Genomic DNA, 17,966 nt, shown 5'->3' with positions numbered 1-17,966 from the left:
AAAGGAGCTCAACATGCATATAGGATGTCCTACAGAAATTAAGCCGCAAGAATTTCGCGTTGGAATGACACCAAACGCGGTAAGCGAAGCCACGCGGCACGGGCATAATGTGATGGTTCAGGCAGGTGCAGGGGCTGGATCGGGCTTTTCAGATACTGAATATCAAAGCGCCGGGGCGCAAATTGTTGAGACAGCGGAAGAAGTCTTCGCCAGTTGCGATATGATCGTAAAAGTCAAAGAGCCTCAGGCCGTTGAGCGCGCTCAATTGCGCGAAAACCAGCTGTTATTCACCTATTTGCATTTGGCACCAGACGCTGCGCAAACGCAGGATCTTTTGGCCTCTGGTTGCACCGCAATTGCTTATGAAACAGTAACCGACCAAGCAGGCGGATTGCCTCTATTGGCGCCCATGTCCGAAGTTGCGGGGCGCTTGGCACCGCAAGTTGGCGCATGGACCTTGCAAAAAGCCAATGGCGGGCGCGGCGTGCTCATGGGCGGCGTGCCGGGTGTTTTACCGGCTAATGTCTTGGTCATTGGGGGTGGCGTTGTCGGCACACATGCCGCTAAAATTGCTGCGGGTATGGGCGCAGATGTAACCGTGCTTGACCGCTCTTTGCCACGCCTACGGTTTTTGGATGATGCCTTTGGCGGACAATTTAAAACGGGATATGCCAGTAGCGCATTGACCGCAGAGCTGGCCAGCGCCGCCGATATGATCATCGGCGCCGTATTGGTACCCGGCGCCACAGCACCAAAATTGATCACAAAAGATCAATTGAGCAGCTTAAAATCCGGGGCCGCATTGGTAGATGTGGCGATTGACCAAGGCGGCTGCTTTGAGACATCGCGGGCCACAACGCATCAAGATCCAATCTATCAAGTGGATGGGATCCAACATTATTGCGTGGCCAATATGCCAGGCGCAGTTGCGCGCAGTTCTACGCAAGCTTTGGGCAATGCGACATTGCCATTCTTATTGGCGCTGGCCGATAAAGGCTGGCAGGCCGCTTGCGCTGACGATCCCCATCTTTTGAATGGCTTGAATATTCACGCCGGAACGGTAACCCATGCCGCTGTGGCAGACGCATTGGGCTATGCACTTAGCCAGCCCAATCTAACGCTTAAAACAGCAGCCTAAAACTCAGACCTCCCGCTGAAGGGCCGTGCGAATATCGATCAACACATCTAATTCGCTCGGCCCTGAAGGCGCGGCAGCGGGCGCGATCTCTTCCGCCTGGCTTTGCACCTCTTTAAGCTTATTGACGTAACGCACCAGCATAAAAACCACAAAAGCAATGATCAAAAAATTGATCACAGCCATGATGAAAGCCCCATAGGCAAACACCGCAACCCCCGCCTCACGCGCCGCTGCAAGAGATACGAAATCGCCCTCTCCCCGCAGAACCACGAATAAGTTACTAAAGTCGACCCCGCCCAAAAATAGCCCAATCAACGGGTTGATCAAATCCCCTACCATGGATTTGACGATCGCTGTAAATGCCGCACCGATAATGATGCCAACTGCCATATCCATCACATTGCCTTTGGCAATAAACCCTTGAAACTCTTTCAGCATAACGTGCCTTTCAAAAATAAATTTTAACAATAAAATAAAAAATCAGCGCTCAGGCTGCGCGTCTTTTAAGGCATATTTAGCGCCCCTTGTATATTTTTAATTGCTTTTAAGGCCATAAAAAAGGGCCCAAAGGCCCTTGATCACTCTGCTTAAAATCCACTCCGGCGCTGTTAAGCCGGTAAATCACCTGAAAGAATATAGGTTAATATTGCAACGACTTGGCTGGGATCTTGCGCAACGGCCAGAGCCGCTGCGTCGACTTCTTTCAACGCATGCTGATGCTCTGCCCCATGCAGTACGATCAAAGATTTTCCCAAAGCGGCCGCATAGCCTGCATCAAAGGCCGCGTTCCATTGCTTATATTTCTCGCCAAAGCGAACCACCACAATATCAGCCTCTTCGATGCCTTTACGGGTGCGCATCGCGTTCAACTTTGCGCCTTTGTGATCGTGCCAAAACTTGTTGGATTCTGCGCCCAAAATGGCAACGCCGCAATCATCACTGGCGGCATGATCCGTGACCGGGCCGGTAAACACAACATTAAGATCCCGCGCACCATGCGCGATTTGATCGCGCCAATCTGTATGAATTTCACCAGATAAATAAACTGTTAGCATCATGGCCGTTTCCTCATCCAAAGGTTATACTTAGGCAAATTTGCAGTTTACACCCGTAAAACGCCGCCCGTTGCAGAGGCCACTTTGGCCACAATTTTGGACCCCACGGCTTCAATCTCGGCATCTGTCAGCGTCACCTTTATGGGCTGTAAGCGCACGCGAATAGCGATTGATTTTCGATCAACCCCCAAGCTGCCACCGATAAATTCGTCGAACACGCGCACATCGGTAATCAGCGTTTTATCCGCGCCTTGCGCCGCGTTTACCAAATCCATTGCCTCAGTTTTATGATCGACGACAAAAGCAAAATCACGCTCGACCGCTTGTAAATCTTTTAATTCCAGTGCGGGCCGCGTGGCCGAGCTGTTGCGCGGCAAAGGCACCTCATTGGGCCAAATGGTGAAGGCAACGGCCGGCCCTTTAATGTCAAAAGCCGCCAATATTTTGGGATGCAGCTCACCAAATACCGCCAATGTTTTTTTCGGACCCAAACAAATCTGACCATGCCGCCCCGGATGCCACCAGGAAGCCGCGCCGCGCCGTATCTGCGTTTTCGCAGGCGCTCCAATTGCACCAAGAATCGCCAGAGCATCGGCTTTAACGTCAAAAAGATCCACATCGCGATCAGAGGCATGCACGTCTTTGGGAGCGCTGCGCCCAATCAAAAGACCAGCAATTTGCAAATCTTGTTCCTCGGGTTCACCGCCGCTAAAGACGGGGCCAATTTCAAACAAGGCAAGATCTGCAAACCCCCGCGCTTGGTTGCGCCGGGCGGCAGCCAATAGCCCGGGCAACAGATCAGGGCGCATATGGCTCATATCCGCGCTGATCGGGTTTTCAAGCCGGGTTGCATCACTACCAGCGCCAAAAAGCGCGGCGGCGGCTTGATCGATAAATGAATAGCTTACGCATTCGTGAAAGCCCAAAGCCGCGCCTGCGCGCCGGGCAGCTTGCTCGCGTTTTTGCACGGGCGATAAAATCGGTTTGGGCACACCTGGTAAGACCCGGGGCAAGGGCTTGCCCTGCAATTTTGTTAAGGAGGCTATCCGCGCAACCTCTTCCACCAAATCCGCCTCGCCCAGAACATCCGGGCGCCAACTGGGCACATGCGCCGTTTTGCCATCCAGCACAAAGCCAAGCGCTGTCAGGCTTTGGCGCTGCGTAGCCTCGGGGATTTCCATACCAACCAAAGATTGAATACGATCCGTATCCAACCGATAGGCGCGCGCATGATCTGGCATCGCTCCCGCCATCACCACCTCAGAGGCTTCACCGCCGCATAAATCTAGGATCATCGCCGTGGCAGATTCAACGCCTAAGGGTGTCCAAGCCGGATCGATACCGCGTTCAAACCGATAACGCGCATCAGAGTTAATTTTCAACGCGCGCCCCGTATGGGCGGTACGCACCGTTTCAAAAAACGCCGCTTCCAGAAACACAGACGTTGTGCTCTCAGAGCAGCCACTATGCAATCCCCCCATAATTCCGCCCAAGCTTTCCACCCCGGCGGCATCGGAAATCACCGTCATACCTTCGCTCAAAGTATATTCTTTATCATCCAAAGCGGCGAAAACTTCGCCGCCCGTCGCGCGGTGGACACGCAAGGCTGAACCTTCAACCTTATCCGCATCAAACACGTGCAAGGGCCGGTTGTTATCATAGGTGAAAAAATTCGTGATATCGACCAGCGCCGAGATCGGACGCAGGCCGATCGCTTTCAGCCGATCTTGCAACCAGGCAGGGCTGGGGCCATTTTTGACCCCGCGAATAACCCGGCCAAAAAACACCGGGCATTGCGCTTGCGTATCCTCATCAATCGTAACCGAGATTGGGCAGGGAAACTGGCCCATAACCGGTTCGACCGGATAGGGTTTCAACGCGCCCAGCCCGCGGGCGGCCAAATCGCGCGCAATCCCCCGCACGCCCAGCGCATCTGGGCGATTTGGCGTGATCGCAATTTCAATCACTGTATCCACTTTCGATGGATCATTTTCAGCCAAATAATCGACAAAACTTTGCCCGACTTCGCCAGATGGCAATTCAATAATCCCGTCATGCTCGTCGCTTAATTCCATTTCGCGCTCGGAACACATCATGCCAAAGCTTTCGACACCGCGAATTTTGCCGACCCCGATCGTAGTATCTATGCCTGGCACATAGGTTCCCGGCGTGGCAACCACCACGGTGATGCCCGCGCGCGCATTTGGCGCGCCGCAAATAATCTGCAACTCACCCTGATCAGTGCTTACTTGGCAGACGCGCAGTTTATCCGCATCCGGGTGTTGCTCGGCCGCAATCACCTTGCCAATGCGGAAATCACTCAACCGATCCGCCGGGTTTGACACCTCTTCCACTTCAAGCCCGAGATCGGTCAAGGCGTATAAAATATCGTCTAATGCAGCATCAGTTTCCAGATGCTCTTTCAGCCAAGAGAGCGTGAACTTCATGACAGGCCTCCGTGTAAATTGGGCTGATCTAGGCTGGAAAACCCGTAATGACGCAGCCATCGTAAATCACTATCGAAGAATGCCCGTAAATCCGGAATTCCATATTTCAGCATGGCGATGCGATCGATGCCCATACCAAAGGCGAACCCCTGCCACTGCTCCGGATCGATGCCACCGGCTTGCAGCACTTTGGGATGCACCATGCCAGAGCCCAGAATTTCCAGCCAGTCATCACCCTCGCCAACTTTCAACTGCCCGCCGGCCCAACTGCAACGGATATCCACCTCGGCTGAAGGTTCCGTAAACGGGAAATGCGAGGCGCGGAATCGCAACTCAACATCCTCAACTTCAAAATAGGCTTTTACAAATTCTTCCAAAACCCATTTGAGATTGGCCATGGAAATATCTTTATCAATTGCCAAACCTTCTACCTGATGAAACATCGGGGTATGGGTCTGATCATAATCTGCGCGATACACGCCGCCCGGGCAAATCACCCGCACTGGCGCGCCCGTTTTTTCCATCGTCCGAATTTGTACCGGGCTGGTATGCGTGCGCAGCACGTGGGGGGGGCGATCATCACCCTCTGCGCGATGCATGTAAAACGTATCCATTTCAGCCCGCGCCGGGTGATGCCCGGGGATATTCAACGCGTCAAAATTATACCAATCTGTATCAATCCGCGGGCCTTCAGCCACGCCGAAACCCATATCGGCAAAAATCGCCGTGACTTCTTCGGTTACCTGCGAAATCGGATGGATCGTACCGCGGCGCTGATCGCGCGCTGGCAAAGTAACGTCCAACCATTCAGTGCGCAGACGCTCGTCCAACGCGGCATCAGCCAGCGCAGCTTTACGCGCCGTCAGCGCCGAATTCAGCTCTTCTTTTAACGCGTTCAGCGCCGGGCCCGCCACTTGCCGCTCTTCGGGTGTCATCTTACCCAATTCGCGCAGCTTCAGACTGACCTCGCCTTTTTTTCCAACTGCTGCGAGGCGGGTTTCTTCCAAGGCGCTTTCATCCTGCGCAGCCGCGATCGCCGCTATATATTTTTCGCGTAGACCATCCATAGATCTTCTCCATTTCCAGACGCCCTCTGCTATCATATTTGGAACCGGGTGCAACCCGCTTAGCAGCTCAGCCCCAAGCCTGGCAGGCTTTGTGAAATAAGAAAGCCTCCGATCAAATTGGTGGCCTTTGCCGACATAAAAAAGCACCGCAAACGCTGTTTGAAGTGCTTTGAAACTCGGTTTTTAAACGCTGGCTTAGGCCAAGGCCGCCTTGGCTTGCAAGACAATTGCCTCAAACGCTGCCGGCTCATGCACGGCCAGATCGGCCAGAACCTTCCGGTCAACTTCGATACCGGCCAGTCCAAGCCCATTGATAAAGCGCGAATAGGTCATCGCCTCATCATTGCTACGCACGGCCGCGTTGATCCGCTGGATCCACAATGCCCGGAAGTTGCGCTTCCGGTTATGCCGGTCGCGAGTTGCATATTGATTGGCTTTATCAACCGCCTGCGCCGCGACTTTAAACGTGTTTTTACGGCGTCCATAATAGCCTTTTGCAGCTTTTACGATTTTCTTGTGACGGGCGTGGGTTACGGTACCACCTTTAACGCGTGACATATCTTATCCTCCTCAGCGCGAATAGGGCATCATCGACTTGACGATTCTTTCGTCAGGCGTTGACATCACTGTTGTGCCGCGGGCGTTGCGGATAAATTTACGGGTCCGTTTGATCATTCCGTGGCGTTTGCCGGCTTGACCGGTTTTCACACGGCCATTCGCGGTGACTTTGAACCGCTTTTTGCAGCTCGATTTGGTCTTCATCTTAGGCATTTCCGTCTCCTGTCTTAACAAAGGTCGGTTTATACGCGACTCGGCATGCCCTTTCGGCCGGCCACGTTGAAGAGATGCCGATATAGGGCGCTCTTTCTATAAGCGCAAGTGCAAATCGGGCTATTCTGGATCGGTGGAATAAATCATCCGCTCATTGCACGGTGCCACACGCAAAATATTCGTGGTGCCCGGAATATTGAACGGCACACCCGCTGTTACAACCACCTGATCATTTTCTTCGGCAAACCCTTGTGACAACGCTGCCCGCACGGCGCTGACCACCGCTTCCTTAAAGCGTTCTTTGGGGCCTGAGCGCACACAATTGATACCCCAGCTTAGCGCCAAACGCCGCGACGTTCCGATTTCTGACGTCATCGCAATAATGGGCACACGCGGACGCTCGCGCGCGGTTAACAGCGCGGTTGTGCCCGATTGCGTATAGCAGCATATCGCCTTCACATCCGTGGTTTCGGCAATTTCCCGCGCCGCGGCGACAATCGCATCTGCCACCGTATGGCGTTTGGCTTTGCGCGAGGATTCCAAAATTTCAGTATAAGTTGGATCGCTTTCCACCTCGACTGCGACATTGTTCATTGTGGTCACGGCCTCAACTGGATAGCCACCGGCTGCCGATTCAGCTGATAGCATAATCGCATCCGAGCCTTCGTAAATCGCCGTGGCCACATCAGACACTTCAGCCCGCGTGGGCATTGGGCTCTCAATCATCGACTCCAGCATTTGCGTGGCCACAATCACCGGTTTCGCCGCTGCGCGACATTTGCGCACCAAACGCTTCTGGATCGGCGGCACATTCTGTACCGGTAATTCCACCCCAAGATCTCCGCGCGCCACCATAATGCCATCAGAAACTTTCAAAATCGCGTCAAATTGCTCAACCGCTGAAGGTTTTTCAATTTTTGAAAGCAAGGCCGCGCGACCGCGCACCAATTCGCGCGCCTCGGTTAAATCTTCCGGGCGCTGCACAAAAGACAAGGCCAACCAATCCACGCCCAAATCGCAGACGAAATCTAAATCGGCGCGATCTTTTTCTGACAAAGCTGCCAAAGGCAAAACCACATCCGGCACATTCACGCCCTTGCGGTTTGAAATCGTCCCACCGTTCAACACCCGACAATCGGCAAAATCGGCGCCGCACTCTTCCACTTTCAATTTGATTTTTCCATCATTCACTAGCAGATGAGCTCCCAGTTTAAGCGCTGAAAAAATCTCTTCATGGGGCAGTTGTACGCGGGTTTTATCCCCCGCCGCCGGATCAAGATCCACCCGGAACCGATCTCCTTCGACCAAATCTTCAGCGCCTGAGGCAAATTCTCCGACCCGCAATTTTGGGCCTTGTAAATCGGCCAAAATGGCGATCGGGCTGGACAGGTCATCTTCAACCTTGCGGATGATTTTATGACGTTCGGCGATCTCGGCATGCGTGCCATGGCTCATATTCAACCGAAAAACATCTGCCCCTGCTTCATGTAAAGCGCGGATCATGTCATAACTTTGCGAGGCAGGCCCCAGCGTGGCTACAATTTTTACATTGCGCAGGCGTCTCATGATGTATTCCCTTCAATCCCTTTGGCGTCTCTTATAATCTTGCGCTCCGCCAAGCCACCAGCAAGAAATTAAGATCAGAGATCCAGTTTGAGGCAAGCTGTTAGCGTTAACATTTCTGCTGCGCTTATGGCGAAGAATTTCAACAATCACAACCGTTATCCTTACTGCAACTTGCGACCAACGCTTTATTCAAAAGGCAGATCGCTTTAAAGCGCTTGCGAGCCAAGCGGGAACTAAGTTAGGAGATTGGGGAGGACGTACAAGAAATCGCGCATAATATGCCGCGTGTTTGGCAAAGGAAATGACCATGGATGATCAAACGCAGCTTGAATTAGACGCCGCCGCCTTTCGGGCTCTGCGCGCACATTTGATGGAAAAGCGCCCAGATGTTCAAAATATTGACCTGATGAACTTGGCAGGGTTTTGCAGAAATTGCCTTTCGCGTTGGTATCAAGAGGCGGCCCAAGACCGAGGGATTGAGATGTCAAAAGACCAAGCGCGTGAAGCGTTTTACGGCATGCCGATGGAGGTTTGGAAAGCCCAGCATCAAACCGATGCCAGCGCTGAAAAACAAAAGGCCTTCACGCAAGCTTTTGTAGAGAACGTCAAAGCCCCTGATTAATCAGACCTGCCACATATGCCAAACCCTACTCATTCAAGGCTTGGCGTTGATAACTTGCAGCAAAGGCAGCACGGCCGACATATCTGGCCCGTGGCTTTGCCCCGTTAAGGCCAAACGCAGCGGCATAAACAAGCTTTTGCCCTTGCGCCCTGTCGCTGCCTTGACGTCTGCGGTCCAAGATGACCAGCTTTGCGCGTCATAAGGGCCATCGGGCAAAAGTGCCATCGCTTGCGCTACAAATTCTTTGTCTTCTGGGTTGATTACTGGGGCTGCGCCTTTCGAAAACAACTCCCACCAGGCGGGTAAATCATGCAAAGTGGTGATATTCTCGCGCGTCACCTGCCAGAATTGCGCGGCCAGTTCATCCGGAACCCCCAACCGCTCGATCTGATCAGCCACATCTTCCAGCGGTAGCGTTTGTAGATAGCGCGCCGTCAACGGACGCAAATCCTGCACATCCAATTTGGTCGGCGCAGAGCCAAAATGCGCCAGCTCGAAGCCGGCGGCCACGGCAGCTAAATCGGTTTGCAGCTCAACCGGTTGGCTGGATCCCAGACGCGCCATCAAGCTGATCAAAGCGGCAGGGGCGATGCCCTCGGATCGCAAATCGCGCAAAGCCAAGGTGCCAAGCCGTTTTGATAAGGCTTCGCCAAGCGGGCCTGTCAGCAATGAGTGATGGCCAAATTTTGGGATATTCCCGCCAAGCGCCTGCATCATCTGAATTTGCGTAGCCGTATTGGTCACATGGTCAGATCCGCGCACCACATTGGTGATCTCCATTTCGATATCATCTACAACCGAGGCCAAAGTATAAAGATATTGACCATCGCCGCGGATCAAAACCGGATCAGACACGCTGGCCGCGTCGATTGAAATATCACCCAAAATTGCATCGGTCCATTCAATTCGCTGGTGCTCTAGCTTAAAGCGCCAATGCCCCTGCCCCCGTTCTGCGCGCAGCGCCGCTTTTTCAGCCGCGCTTAGGCCAAGCGCGGCGCGATCATAGACAGGCGGCTTGCCCATATTCAGTTGTTTCTTGCGTTTTAAATCCAGCTCGACCGGAGTTTCAAAACATTCATAAAGGCGCCCGCTATCTTTGAGGCGCTGCGCCGCTGCATCATAGGCGGCCAAACGCTCGGATTGGCGCTCGATACGATCCCATTGCAAGCCCAACCACGTTAGATCTTCTTTGATCGCCTCAACAAAGCTTTCCTTTGAGCGTTCAGGATCCGTATCGTCGATGCGTAAAATAAACTGGCCGTCATCTTTGCGCGCAATCAGGTAATTCATCAAAGCAGCGCGCATATTGCCAACGTGCAAATATCCGGTCGGGGAAGGGGCAAAGCGTGTGATGGTCATTTTGATCTCCTGTTGAGGGTCGTTTTTCATAGCGCCAAGGATTTGTCCAGCAAAGGCGGATTTTTTATAGAAGGGCGAAAAAACCATTGCACCCTGTAGCGAAATCCGAATTAGTCGGAACAAAGACAAAGGGAAATGGCAATGGGGCTACCGATTGTGGTAATTGGCGCGGGCATTTGTGGCGTGTCCAGCGCGCTTTGGTTGCAACGCAGCGGCCATAGGGTGATTTTAATCGATAAAACAGCGCCTGGAATGGGGGCTTCATTTGGCAATGCTGGGTTGCTGGCGCAATGGGCGGTAACGCCCGTCACCACGCCGGGTCTTTGGCAGGCGCTACCGAAATACGCGCTTAACCCGGCCAGCCCTTTATTCATCAAATGGCAATATCTGCCCAAATTGGCGCCTTGGCTGTGGAAATTCCTGCAACAGGCCAATGACAGCAGCGCCAAAGCTGCCAGCGCGGCTTTGGGCCCAATTGTATTGGATGCTGTCGACCAACATAAGGCACTGGCACGAGGCAGCTCGGCCGAAAGCTGGATCGCTGACAGCCAATTCAGCTACGCGTATCGCGATCACAAAGCCTTTCAAAAAGATCGCTATGCATGGGATTTGAAACAAGCGGCCGGTCTGGTGCCCGACGTTCTAAACGGCGCAGATGTGCAAGATGCAGAACCAGCTTTGGGCCCTGCCATTCAATGTTTGGCGATCTTGAAAGGCCAGGGGCATATTCTTAACCCTTTGGGATATATCACGGCTTTGGCCAAAGCCTTTGAAGCGCAAGGGGGCGTGTTTCGCCAAACAAGCGTCACGGGTTTTGAAAAACAAAACGGGCGCATACGATCCGTTTTAACCGAAGGGGGCCCGATTAACTGTGACAAAGCCGTGATCACTGCCGGCATTTGGTCAAAAGAGTTGATGGGAAAATTGGGGCTGAATATCCCCTTAGAAACCGAACGCGGATATCACGTGATGTTTAAAAACCCATCACAGATGCCGCGCAATCCGATGATGATGACAACTGGAAAATTTGCAGTGACCCCGATGCAAGACGGGTTGCGCTGCGCCGGTACGGTCGAGTTTGGCGGGATTAAACTGGGGCCCAGCAAAGCGCCAATTCAATTGCTGCGCCGCCGCATGGCAGAGGCTTTTCCACAGATGACCTATGACAGCAGCGAAGAATGGATGGGCTTTCGACCGTCAACCCCAGACAGTCTGCCGCTGATCGGAGAGCTGGCCAGCAGCGGGATTTACACCGCCTTTGGCCACCAACATGTTGGGTTAACCGCAGGGCCTAAAACCGGGCGATTGATCGCAGATTTGATCACTGGGCGTTTGCCAAATATCGATATGCGCCCCTATGACCCGGCGCGCTATGCGGCGATTGCGGCGCGCTAACGCGTGCAGGCGCGCGCCGACATCGCTACTCGTATACGCGTTGGTCTTCGATCACCAAACCGTCGCGCGGTAAGCTGCCGGGGGCCACAAGCTCAACATTGCCCGTCAGCTTAAGGTGACTTTTCACCAAACCGTCAAAATCAGAGGCCGCGGATAGGGTGGTTTCCAGCTGCACTATCATTTCATCCATAGCACCGTTTCGCCGGGCAATGATGCGCGCACGATCCAAAGCATGATGCGAGGCCACCAATGCCGCCACTTGTTCGGGGCGCACGAACATGCCCTTTATTTTGGTGGTTTGATCGGCGCGGCCCATCCAGCCCTTTATCCGCAGATTGCTGCGCCCGCAGGGTGATTTACCGGGCAATACGGCGCTAAGATCACCCGTTGCAAAACGAATAAGGGGATAATCAGGGTTCAGGACCGTAGCCACAACTTCTCCCACCTCGCCATCCGCGACTGGCGTGCCAGTCCCGGGCGTCACGATTTCCACCAGCACACCTTCATCAACGATCATACCCTCTTGGGCGGGTGATTCATACGCGATGTTGCCAAGATCCGCCGTTGCATAACATTGCAAACAGGCAATACCGCGATCGGTATATTCCTGCCGCAGCGCGGGGAATAACGCTCCGCCACCCACAACCGCTTTGCGGATTGATAAGCTTTCCCCCATCTCATCGGCTTTATCCAAAATAATCTTTAAATAATCCGGAGTGCCCGCATAGGCGGTTGTGCCAATATCGACCGCAGCGCGCACCTGCAGATCGGTCTGCCCGACGCCCGCAGGTAAAACCGCAGCACCGACCGCCCGTGCGCCATTTTCAAAAATCATTCCAGCAGGGGTTAAATGATAGCCAAAACAGTTCTGAACGATATCCCCCCGCCCAATGCCTGCCGCGTGTAAAAACCGGCCCATGCGCCACCAATCATGCCCGGTGCCGCCCGGTTCATAAAGGGGGCCCGGGGATTGGAATATATGGCTGAATTCGAAGAGGGGTTTTTGGACAAATCCGCCTAAAATATTTCCCGGCTTTTGCGCTTTGCTTAATTCTGATTTTCGCAAAATTGGTAGGCTTGCCAATGCGTGCAGATCCGTAATTTCGCTGGCCGTCACCCGCTTGAACCGATCCGCGTAGCCCGGCAATTGCTTGGCATGGGCTATTTGTGCGGGCAAAGCCTCCGCAATATAGGCGGCACGTTGCTCTGATGTTTGGGTTTCAAGGCCGTCGAAATAGCGCATCTTTACACTCCAGATCCCGGCCTGCGCTTTTCGGCAGGCCCAATCATGATAAATTTTACCAAACCGCACATTGGCTGGCGGCCCTACAATTGCCCCTTAAAATTGGGGTTAGTTTAGCCAACGCTTGCGCCGCCGATAGCTGCGCACATTGCGGAAGGATTTGCGGCCTTCATCCGACATGCCCAGATAAAATTCTTTTACATCAGGGTTTTCGCGCAATTCCGCAGCAGGTCCATCCATGACCACACGGCCAGATTCTAAAATATACCCATAATGCGCATAGCGCAGTGCTACATTGGTATTCTGCTCAGCAAGAAGGAAGGTCACCCCTTCCTTTTCATTTAAATTGCGCACAATTTGAAAAATCTCTTCCACCAATTGCGGCGCCAACCCCATAGACGGCTCATCCAGCAACACGGTTTCAGGTTGCGACATCAAAGCACGGCCAATTGCACACATCTGTTGTTCGCCACCAGAGGTATATCCAGCTTGGGATTTGCGGCGCTCTTTCAAACGCGGGAAATACGTATAGACCATATCCAAATCGGCTTGGATATCGGCTTTGCTATCGCTGCGCGTATAAGCGCCAGTCAACAGATTTTCTTCGACGGTCAAATGCTCAAAACAATGCCGCCCTTCCATCACTTGAATCACGCCACGCTTAACCATATCCGCCGGATCTGCGCCGTGAATTTCAGCCCCGCGATAGCTGACAAAGCCTTTTGTCACTTCGCCGCGCTCAGAATTTAAAAGATTTGAAATCGCTTTCAAAGTGGTGGTTTTGCCGGCTCCATTTCCGCCAAGCAACGCCACGATCCCACCTTTTGGAACGGCAAGCGACACACCTTTCAGAACCAAAATTACGTGATTATAGATCACCTCTATATTGTTCACGTCCAAAAGCACTTCTGACTTTTCAGTTTCAACAACCATTGTGTCACCTTTGTAAAGAATGAACGGCTGCAATACCTGCAGCCGTTCAACTGGTTTAGTTACATCTTTCGGAGATGTTATTTTCTTTGGCGAAGGCTTGTGAATCCGCTTGGATTAGCGGGTTGATCAAACCCATATCCGCCTCAAGATAGCCAGAAATCAGCTTCCATTTTCCTGCGCTTGCATCCCATTGCGACACAGCGCCAAGGCCGGGCCCACCATGGTTTTCGCATGATACAGAGAAGGCCGGACCAACATTGGCCAATCCATGCTCCGCCATCAGCGCGTCGGTGATGTCCAACGCTTCCATGCCTTTGATCATATCAGCCTGAGAAATATCTGCCGTTCCAGTGATTTCCTGCGCTTTCACAATCGCCATATGGGTCAAAAACGCCATGTAAAGCGACCGATTATACATCACGGTGCCCAGATTATCCCCCGCTCCTGCTGCCTTTCCGGCATCAACAACGTATTTTTGGATATCCGCATAGATGTCAAAATCGCGGCCTGTGTCATTCATCACCAATGACTTATAGCCATCTGCAACATCCCCTGCTGGGATCACATCATGTTCTGCGCCAGCCCACCAGTTTCCGATGAAGTTTTCCATCGGGAAGCGCACATTTGCCGCTTCTTGAATGGCAACTTGGTTCATCACGCCAAAGCCCCACATGATCACATAATCAGGGCGTTCACGGCGGATCTGCAACCATTGTGACTTTTGTTCTTGGCCAGGGTGATCAACCGGGATCAATGTCAGCTCGAACTTATGCTTTTTAGAAAGCTCTTCCAGCGTACGAATAGGCTCTTTGCCGTAGGCTGAGTTGTGATACAGCAACGCGATATGCTTGCCGTCAAGGCTACCAGAATTTTCATTCAGCAGATAATTCACCCCAGCTGATGCCGCCGTCCAGTAATTTGCTGGATAATTGAAAATATTGGAAAATATCTTCCCGTTTGCGGCAGATGTCCGCCCGTACCCCATGCTGTGCAGCGCGATACCATCCGCTGTTACTTTGGGGATCAGCTGATACGTAATACCGGTGCTTAAGGGATGATACACCAAAGAGCCTTCCGCTTTGGTTGATTCATAACATTCCACACCTTTTTCGGTGTTATATCCGGTTTCGCATTCCAGCAAACGAACCGGAACACCGCCAATACCACCATCGCGCTCATTCAGCAGCGTTAGGTAATCAGCATATCCATCCGCCAATGGAATACCGGCAACCGCGTAGGGTCCAGTACGATATGACATCCACGGCAAAACCAAATCTGCAAGGACCGGGGTTGCCATAGCTATACTGCTTGCTGCAGCAGCTAGAAGTTTAAATTTCATCGGTTTTCCTCCCATTTTTATCCGACGTTGGTCTTTTAGAGGCGAGAGCCTCAATGGTAATTTCTCCTTTGAACGCTCAATACGGAAACGGCCAAAGTCTCAGTTTTTCTTTTGCAAGCCGCCATAATTGAGCGATGCCATGCGGCTCAACCACCAAGAACAAAATGATCAAGCCACCGACGATCATAAACTCAAGATGCGTGGCGAGATCTGGTTGCCAGCCCAAACCGGCTACAAACAGATTTTTCAATAAGACCGGCAAAAGTACGAGAAATGCAGCGCCTGCAAAGCTGCCAAAAATTGATCCAAGCCCGCCAATAATGATCATGAACAGCACCAAAAAGGATTTATTGATCCCAAAGGCTTCGCCCACTTCAACAGCCCCCAGATACACCCCAAAAAACAACGCCCCGGATATGCCAATGAAGAAAGAACTAACCGCAAAAGCCGAAAGTTTTGCGCTGAGCGGGTTCACTCCAATGATCTCGGCCGCAATATCCATATCCCGGATCGCCATCCATTTTCGACCGATCGAGCCTCGCGTCAAATTGCGGGCGACAATGCCACAGACGGTTAAGATGATTAAGCAAAAGAGATAGGTCGCCCAGCTATCGGCATTGGCCCCGGTGACGGGTACGCCAAAAAATGTGCGCTCGGGCGCATTGATCTGCCCTGAGGCTGAATAATTATAAAACCAAGGAACCCGGTTAAATATCCAGACGAGGAAAAATTGCGCCGCCAATGTTGCGACGGCAAGGTAAAAGCCTTTGATCCGCAGCGAGGGCAGCCCAAATAACACACCCACACAAGCGGTGATCGCACCTGCCAGCACGACGTGGATCATAATACTCACATCTGGAAAAGCCGTCATTAATTTATACACCGCATAGGCGCCCACCGCCATGAAACCGCCAGTACCCAGCGAAACCTGCCCACAATACCCCACCAAAATATTCAACCCAATCGCGGCAATCGAATAGATCAGGAAGGGTAGGAAAATTGCATTCGCCCAATAGTCATTAATCCAAAACGGGATGATCAAAAAGGCCACGATCAAAACGAAATAATAGCGGTAACGGTCAAATTTGATCGGAAAGGTTTGGTTGTCTTCTTTATAGGTGGTTTTGAAATCACCGGCTTCGCGATACAGCATGATTTAAACCCTTTCGATAATTTTTTCGCCAAATAGGCCTTGGGGTCGAAAGACGAGAAACAACAGGGCCAAAACATAGGCAAACCAATTTTCGGTTGCTCCCCCGATCAACGGGCCAACCAGAAACTCAAACATTTTCTCGCCCACACCGATGATCAAACCGCCCACGATCGCCCCCGGGATTGACGTGAACCCCCCCAGCATTAACACCGGCAAGGCTTTCAACGCGATCAAAGAAAGCGAGAATTGAACCCCGGATTTTGTGCCCCACATAATTCCGGCAACCAGAGCCACAAATCCAGCCAGCGACCAGACCATTACCCAGATAAAATTCAAAGACACTCCAACCGACAAGGCCGCCTGGTGATCATCGGCCACGGCGCGCATCGCGCGGCCCTGTTTTGTATATTGAGAGAAGGCGACCAATGCCAAAACCAGAATAGCGGCAACGATGGTTGCAAAAATATCCAGATTGTCGATGAAAAAGCCGTAATCAAATATATTATACGTCGCTTCATCTATCCAAAGATTGATCCCTTGGGGAATGCCAACATCTAGCTTTTTAATCTCTCCCCCCCACATCAGGTCGCCGAAACCTTCCATGAAATAGGCCAGACCAATCGTTGCCATGAATAAGATAATCGGTTCCTGATTGACCAAATGTTTGAAAATGATTTTTTGAACAAGCCAGGCGAGCAAGACCATAATCGCCATGGTCAGCAAAATTCCGATAAGCGCGGGTAAATGCCAACCGAAATGATGGATATCGGTGCCAAACACAGCGTTGATCAAATGGCTGAAGGGCACTTGCCCGTTCATCATGCCCACCAAGGTCATGGCTGAAAACAGCGCCATAACGCCCTGAGCGTAGTTGAAAATGCCCGATGCTTTGTAAATCAACACAAACCCCAGCGCCACCAAAGCATAAAGAACGCCCGCCATCAGGCCGTTCAAAAACACTTCCATTCCAAAAATCAGCTGTTCTGGCATCAGATTGTCCTTTCAGACTTTGCAGATTTACGCATCGGTTTCATCGCATCCGATCGCGCGTCGGTCTCAATCATGGCTCACCCCTAAATACGCATCAATTACATCTTGATTGTTGCGCACCTCATCCGGTGTGCCATCGCCAATTTTGCGCCCATAATCCATCACGACAACGCGATCAGATAAATCCATCACCACGCCCATATCATGTTCAATAAGCGCAATCGTGGTGCCAAATTCATCATTCACATCCAGAATAAAGCGCGACATATCTTCTTTTTCTTCTACATTCATGCCGGCCATCGGCTCGTCAAGCAGCAGCAGCTTTGGCTCAGAGGCCAGCGCACGGGCCAGCTCTACGCGCTTTTTCAAACCATAAGGCAAACGCGCCACGGGGGTTTTGCGGATCGATTGAATTTCCAAGAAATCAATCACCTTTTCGCATATCTCTCGATTTTCCAGCTCTTCGCGCTCGGCGGCGCCCCACCAGAGCGCCTGTTGAAACACCCCCGATTTCATCTGCGTCAACCGGCCCGTCATCACATTGTCCAGCACCGTCATACCTTCGAACAACGCAATGTTTTGAAAGGTGCGCGCGATGCCCTGCCGGGCCACTTCATAAGGCTTCACCGCAGGGCGTTTTTCTCCATGAAACCACACTTCCCCATCCTGGGGATGGTAAAATCCAGAAATCACGTTAAGCATTGATGATTTGCCGGCGCCGTTGGGCCCTATAATGGCGCGGATCTCGCCTTCAAGAATATCAAAGGAAATATCCTTGATCGCCACCACGCCTCCAAAGCGCAGGGTGATATTTTTCATTTCCATCATGACACCGCCGATTTTACGCCCATCAGCCGTGGTTTGCGTTACCTGACTATCCAACACCTC

17 protein-coding genes are annotated in these 17,966 nt (G+C 52.2%); 3 read left to right on the top strand and 14 right to left on the bottom strand.

Going from position 1 to position 17,966, the window contains the following annotated elements; genetic code table 11:
- The first annotated feature begins 13 nt into the window (after window positions 1-13).
- Complete coding sequence (gene ald / locus GN241_02740) at window positions 14-1,138, top strand: alanine dehydrogenase (protein XAT56369.1); 1,125 nt, start codon at window positions 14-16, stop codon at window positions 1,136-1,138.
- A 3-nt stretch (window positions 1,139-1,141) separates the two neighbouring features.
- Here the strand turns inward: ald and mscL are convergent, their stop codons facing one another.
- The 7 genes from mscL to pyk form a co-directional block, all read right to left on the bottom strand.
- Window positions 1,142-1,576 (bottom strand): large conductance mechanosensitive channel protein MscL, encoded by a 435-nt coding sequence (mscL, locus tag GN241_02735; GenBank protein ID XAT56368.1) that lies wholly within the window; start codon window positions 1,574-1,576, stop codon window positions 1,142-1,144.
- A gap of 170 nt (window positions 1,577-1,746) precedes the next feature.
- Window positions 1,747-2,196, bottom strand: a complete 450-nt coding sequence (locus GN241_02730; GenBank protein ID XAT56367.1) for a YtoQ family protein — start codon at window positions 2,194-2,196, stop codon at window positions 1,747-1,749.
- 44 nt (window positions 2,197-2,240) lie between these two features.
- Window positions 2,241-4,640, bottom strand: a complete 2,400-nt coding sequence (locus GN241_02725) for a phenylalanine--tRNA ligase subunit beta (protein XAT56366.1) — start codon at window positions 4,638-4,640, stop codon at window positions 2,241-2,243.
- Window positions 4,637-5,707: a phenylalanine--tRNA ligase subunit alpha gene (gene pheS, locus GN241_02720; GenBank protein ID XAT56365.1), complete on the bottom strand. Its 1,071-nt coding sequence runs from the start codon at window positions 5,705-5,707 to the stop codon at window positions 4,637-4,639. The genes GN241_02725 and pheS overlap by 4 nt, the downstream gene beginning before the upstream one ends.
- A 195-nt stretch (window positions 5,708-5,902) precedes the next feature.
- Window positions 5,903-6,265 carry a 50S ribosomal protein L20 gene (rplT, locus tag GN241_02715; protein ID XAT56364.1) on the bottom strand — a complete coding sequence of 121 codons (363 nt, stop codon included), beginning with the start codon at window positions 6,263-6,265 and terminating at the stop codon, window positions 5,903-5,905.
- 12 nt (window positions 6,266-6,277) lie between these two features.
- Complete coding sequence (gene rpmI, locus GN241_02710; GenBank protein ID XAT56363.1) at window positions 6,278-6,478, bottom strand: 50S ribosomal protein L35; 201 nt, start codon at window positions 6,476-6,478, stop codon at window positions 6,278-6,280.
- Between the two features lie 120 nt (window positions 6,479-6,598).
- Window positions 6,599-8,044, bottom strand: coding sequence for a pyruvate kinase (gene pyk, locus GN241_02705; protein XAT56362.1), 1,446 nt, complete (start codon window positions 8,042-8,044; stop codon window positions 6,599-6,601).
- Window positions 8,045-8,351: 307 nt separating this feature from the next.
- Between pyk and GN241_02700 the strand changes: the two genes are divergently transcribed.
- Window positions 8,352-8,666, top strand: a complete 315-nt coding sequence (locus tag GN241_02700) for a DUF1244 domain-containing protein (protein XAT56361.1) — start codon at window positions 8,352-8,354, stop codon at window positions 8,664-8,666.
- 33 nt (window positions 8,667-8,699) lie between these two features.
- Here the strand turns inward: GN241_02700 and GN241_02695 are convergent, their stop codons facing one another.
- The gene (locus GN241_02695; GenBank protein XAT56360.1) at window positions 8,700-10,025 is read right to left on the bottom strand and encodes a glutamate--tRNA ligase; all 1,326 of its coding nucleotides are present in this window, start codon (window positions 10,023-10,025) and stop codon (window positions 8,700-8,702) included.
- Window positions 10,026-10,166: 141 nt separating this feature from the next.
- Here GN241_02695 and GN241_02690 point away from each other — a divergent pair, with 141 nt between their 5' ends.
- The gene (locus GN241_02690; GenBank protein ID XAT56359.1) at window positions 10,167-11,420 is read left to right on the top strand and encodes an FAD-dependent oxidoreductase; all 1,254 of its coding nucleotides are present in this window, start codon (window positions 10,167-10,169) and stop codon (window positions 11,418-11,420) included.
- Window positions 11,421-11,445: 25 nt separating this feature from the next.
- On the opposite strand, the gene GN241_02685 is transcribed toward GN241_02690, so the two are convergent.
- From GN241_02685 to GN241_02660, 6 genes are all read right to left on the bottom strand, one after another.
- Complete coding sequence (locus tag GN241_02685) at window positions 11,446-12,663, bottom strand: AMP-binding protein (GenBank protein XAT56358.1); 1,218 nt, start codon at window positions 12,661-12,663, stop codon at window positions 11,446-11,448.
- Window positions 12,664-12,771: 108 nt separating this feature from the next.
- Window positions 12,772-13,596 (bottom strand): ATP-binding cassette domain-containing protein, encoded by an 825-nt coding sequence (locus GN241_02680; GenBank protein ID XAT56357.1) that lies wholly within the window; start codon window positions 13,594-13,596, stop codon window positions 12,772-12,774.
- A 55-nt stretch (window positions 13,597-13,651) separates the two neighbouring features.
- The gene (locus GN241_02675) at window positions 13,652-14,935 is read right to left on the bottom strand and encodes an ABC transporter substrate-binding protein (GenBank protein ID XAT56356.1); all 1,284 of its coding nucleotides are present in this window, start codon (window positions 14,933-14,935) and stop codon (window positions 13,652-13,654) included.
- A 76-nt stretch (window positions 14,936-15,011) separates the two neighbouring features.
- A complete protein-coding gene (locus GN241_02670; GenBank protein ID XAT56355.1) occupies window positions 15,012-16,088 on the bottom strand; it encodes a branched-chain amino acid ABC transporter permease in 1,077 nt (358 codons plus the stop codon).
- Window positions 16,089-16,091: 3 nt separating this feature from the next.
- Window positions 16,092-17,078 (bottom strand): branched-chain amino acid ABC transporter permease, encoded by a 987-nt coding sequence (locus GN241_02665; GenBank protein ID XAT56354.1) that lies wholly within the window; start codon window positions 17,076-17,078, stop codon window positions 16,092-16,094.
- 66 nt (window positions 17,079-17,144) lie between these two features.
- Window positions 17,145-17,963 (bottom strand): ATP-binding cassette domain-containing protein, encoded by an 819-nt coding sequence (locus GN241_02660; GenBank protein ID XAT56353.1) that lies wholly within the window; start codon window positions 17,961-17,963, stop codon window positions 17,145-17,147.
- Window positions 17,964-17,966: the final 3 nt, after the last annotated feature.

The sequence above is a fragment of the Rhodobacteraceae bacterium IMCC1335 genome (assembly GCA_039640495.1).
Classification (GTDB): Bacteria; Pseudomonadota; Alphaproteobacteria; order Rhodobacterales; family Rhodobacteraceae; genus Thalassovivens.
The sequence above is the reverse complement of the archived record's forward strand: the minus strand, read 5'-3'. Positions and strand labels throughout refer to the sequence as shown.

Coding starts and splice junctions, on each gene's coding strand:
- GN241_02685 (XAT56358.1), bottom strand. CDS start 12,663: ATGCGCTATTTCGACGGCCTTGAAACCCAAACATCAGAGCAACGTGCC.
- GN241_02680 (XAT56357.1), bottom strand. CDS start 13,596: ATGGTTGTTGAAACTGAAAAGTCAGAAGTGCTTTTGGACGTGAACAAT.
- GN241_02725 (XAT56366.1), bottom strand. CDS start 4,640: ATGAAGTTCACGCTCTCTTGGCTGAAAGAGCATCTGGAAACTGATGCT.
- GN241_02690 (XAT56359.1), top strand. CDS start 10,167: ATGGGGCTACCGATTGTGGTAATTGGCGCGGGCATTTGTGGCGTGTCC.
- GN241_02670 (XAT56355.1), bottom strand. CDS start 16,088: ATGCTGTATCGCGAAGCCGGTGATTTCAAAACCACCTATAAAGAAGAC.
- GN241_02665 (XAT56354.1), bottom strand. CDS start 17,078: ATGCCAGAACAGCTGATTTTTGGAATGGAAGTGTTTTTGAACGGCCTG.
- GN241_02700 (XAT56361.1), top strand. CDS start 8,352: ATGGATGATCAAACGCAGCTTGAATTAGACGCCGCCGCCTTTCGGGCT.
- pheS (XAT56365.1), bottom strand. CDS start 5,707: ATGGATGGTCTACGCGAAAAATATATAGCGGCGATCGCGGCTGCGCAG.
- pyk (XAT56362.1), bottom strand. CDS start 8,044: ATGAGACGCCTGCGCAATGTAAAAATTGTAGCCACGCTGGGGCCTGCC.
- GN241_02695 (XAT56360.1), bottom strand. CDS start 10,025: ATGACCATCACACGCTTTGCCCCTTCCCCGACCGGATATTTGCACGTT.
- GN241_02730 (XAT56367.1), bottom strand. CDS start 2,196: ATGATGCTAACAGTTTATTTATCTGGTGAAATTCATACAGATTGGCGC.
- GN241_02675 (XAT56356.1), bottom strand. CDS start 14,935: ATGAAATTTAAACTTCTAGCTGCTGCAGCAAGCAGTATAGCTATGGCA.
- mscL (XAT56368.1), bottom strand. CDS start 1,576: ATGCTGAAAGAGTTTCAAGGGTTTATTGCCAAAGGCAATGTGATGGAT.
- rplT (XAT56364.1), bottom strand. CDS start 6,265: ATGTCACGCGTTAAAGGTGGTACCGTAACCCACGCCCGTCACAAGAAA.
- rpmI (XAT56363.1), bottom strand. CDS start 6,478: ATGCCTAAGATGAAGACCAAATCGAGCTGCAAAAAGCGGTTCAAAGTC.
- ald (XAT56369.1), top strand. CDS start 14: ATGCATATAGGATGTCCTACAGAAATTAAGCCGCAAGAATTTCGCGTT.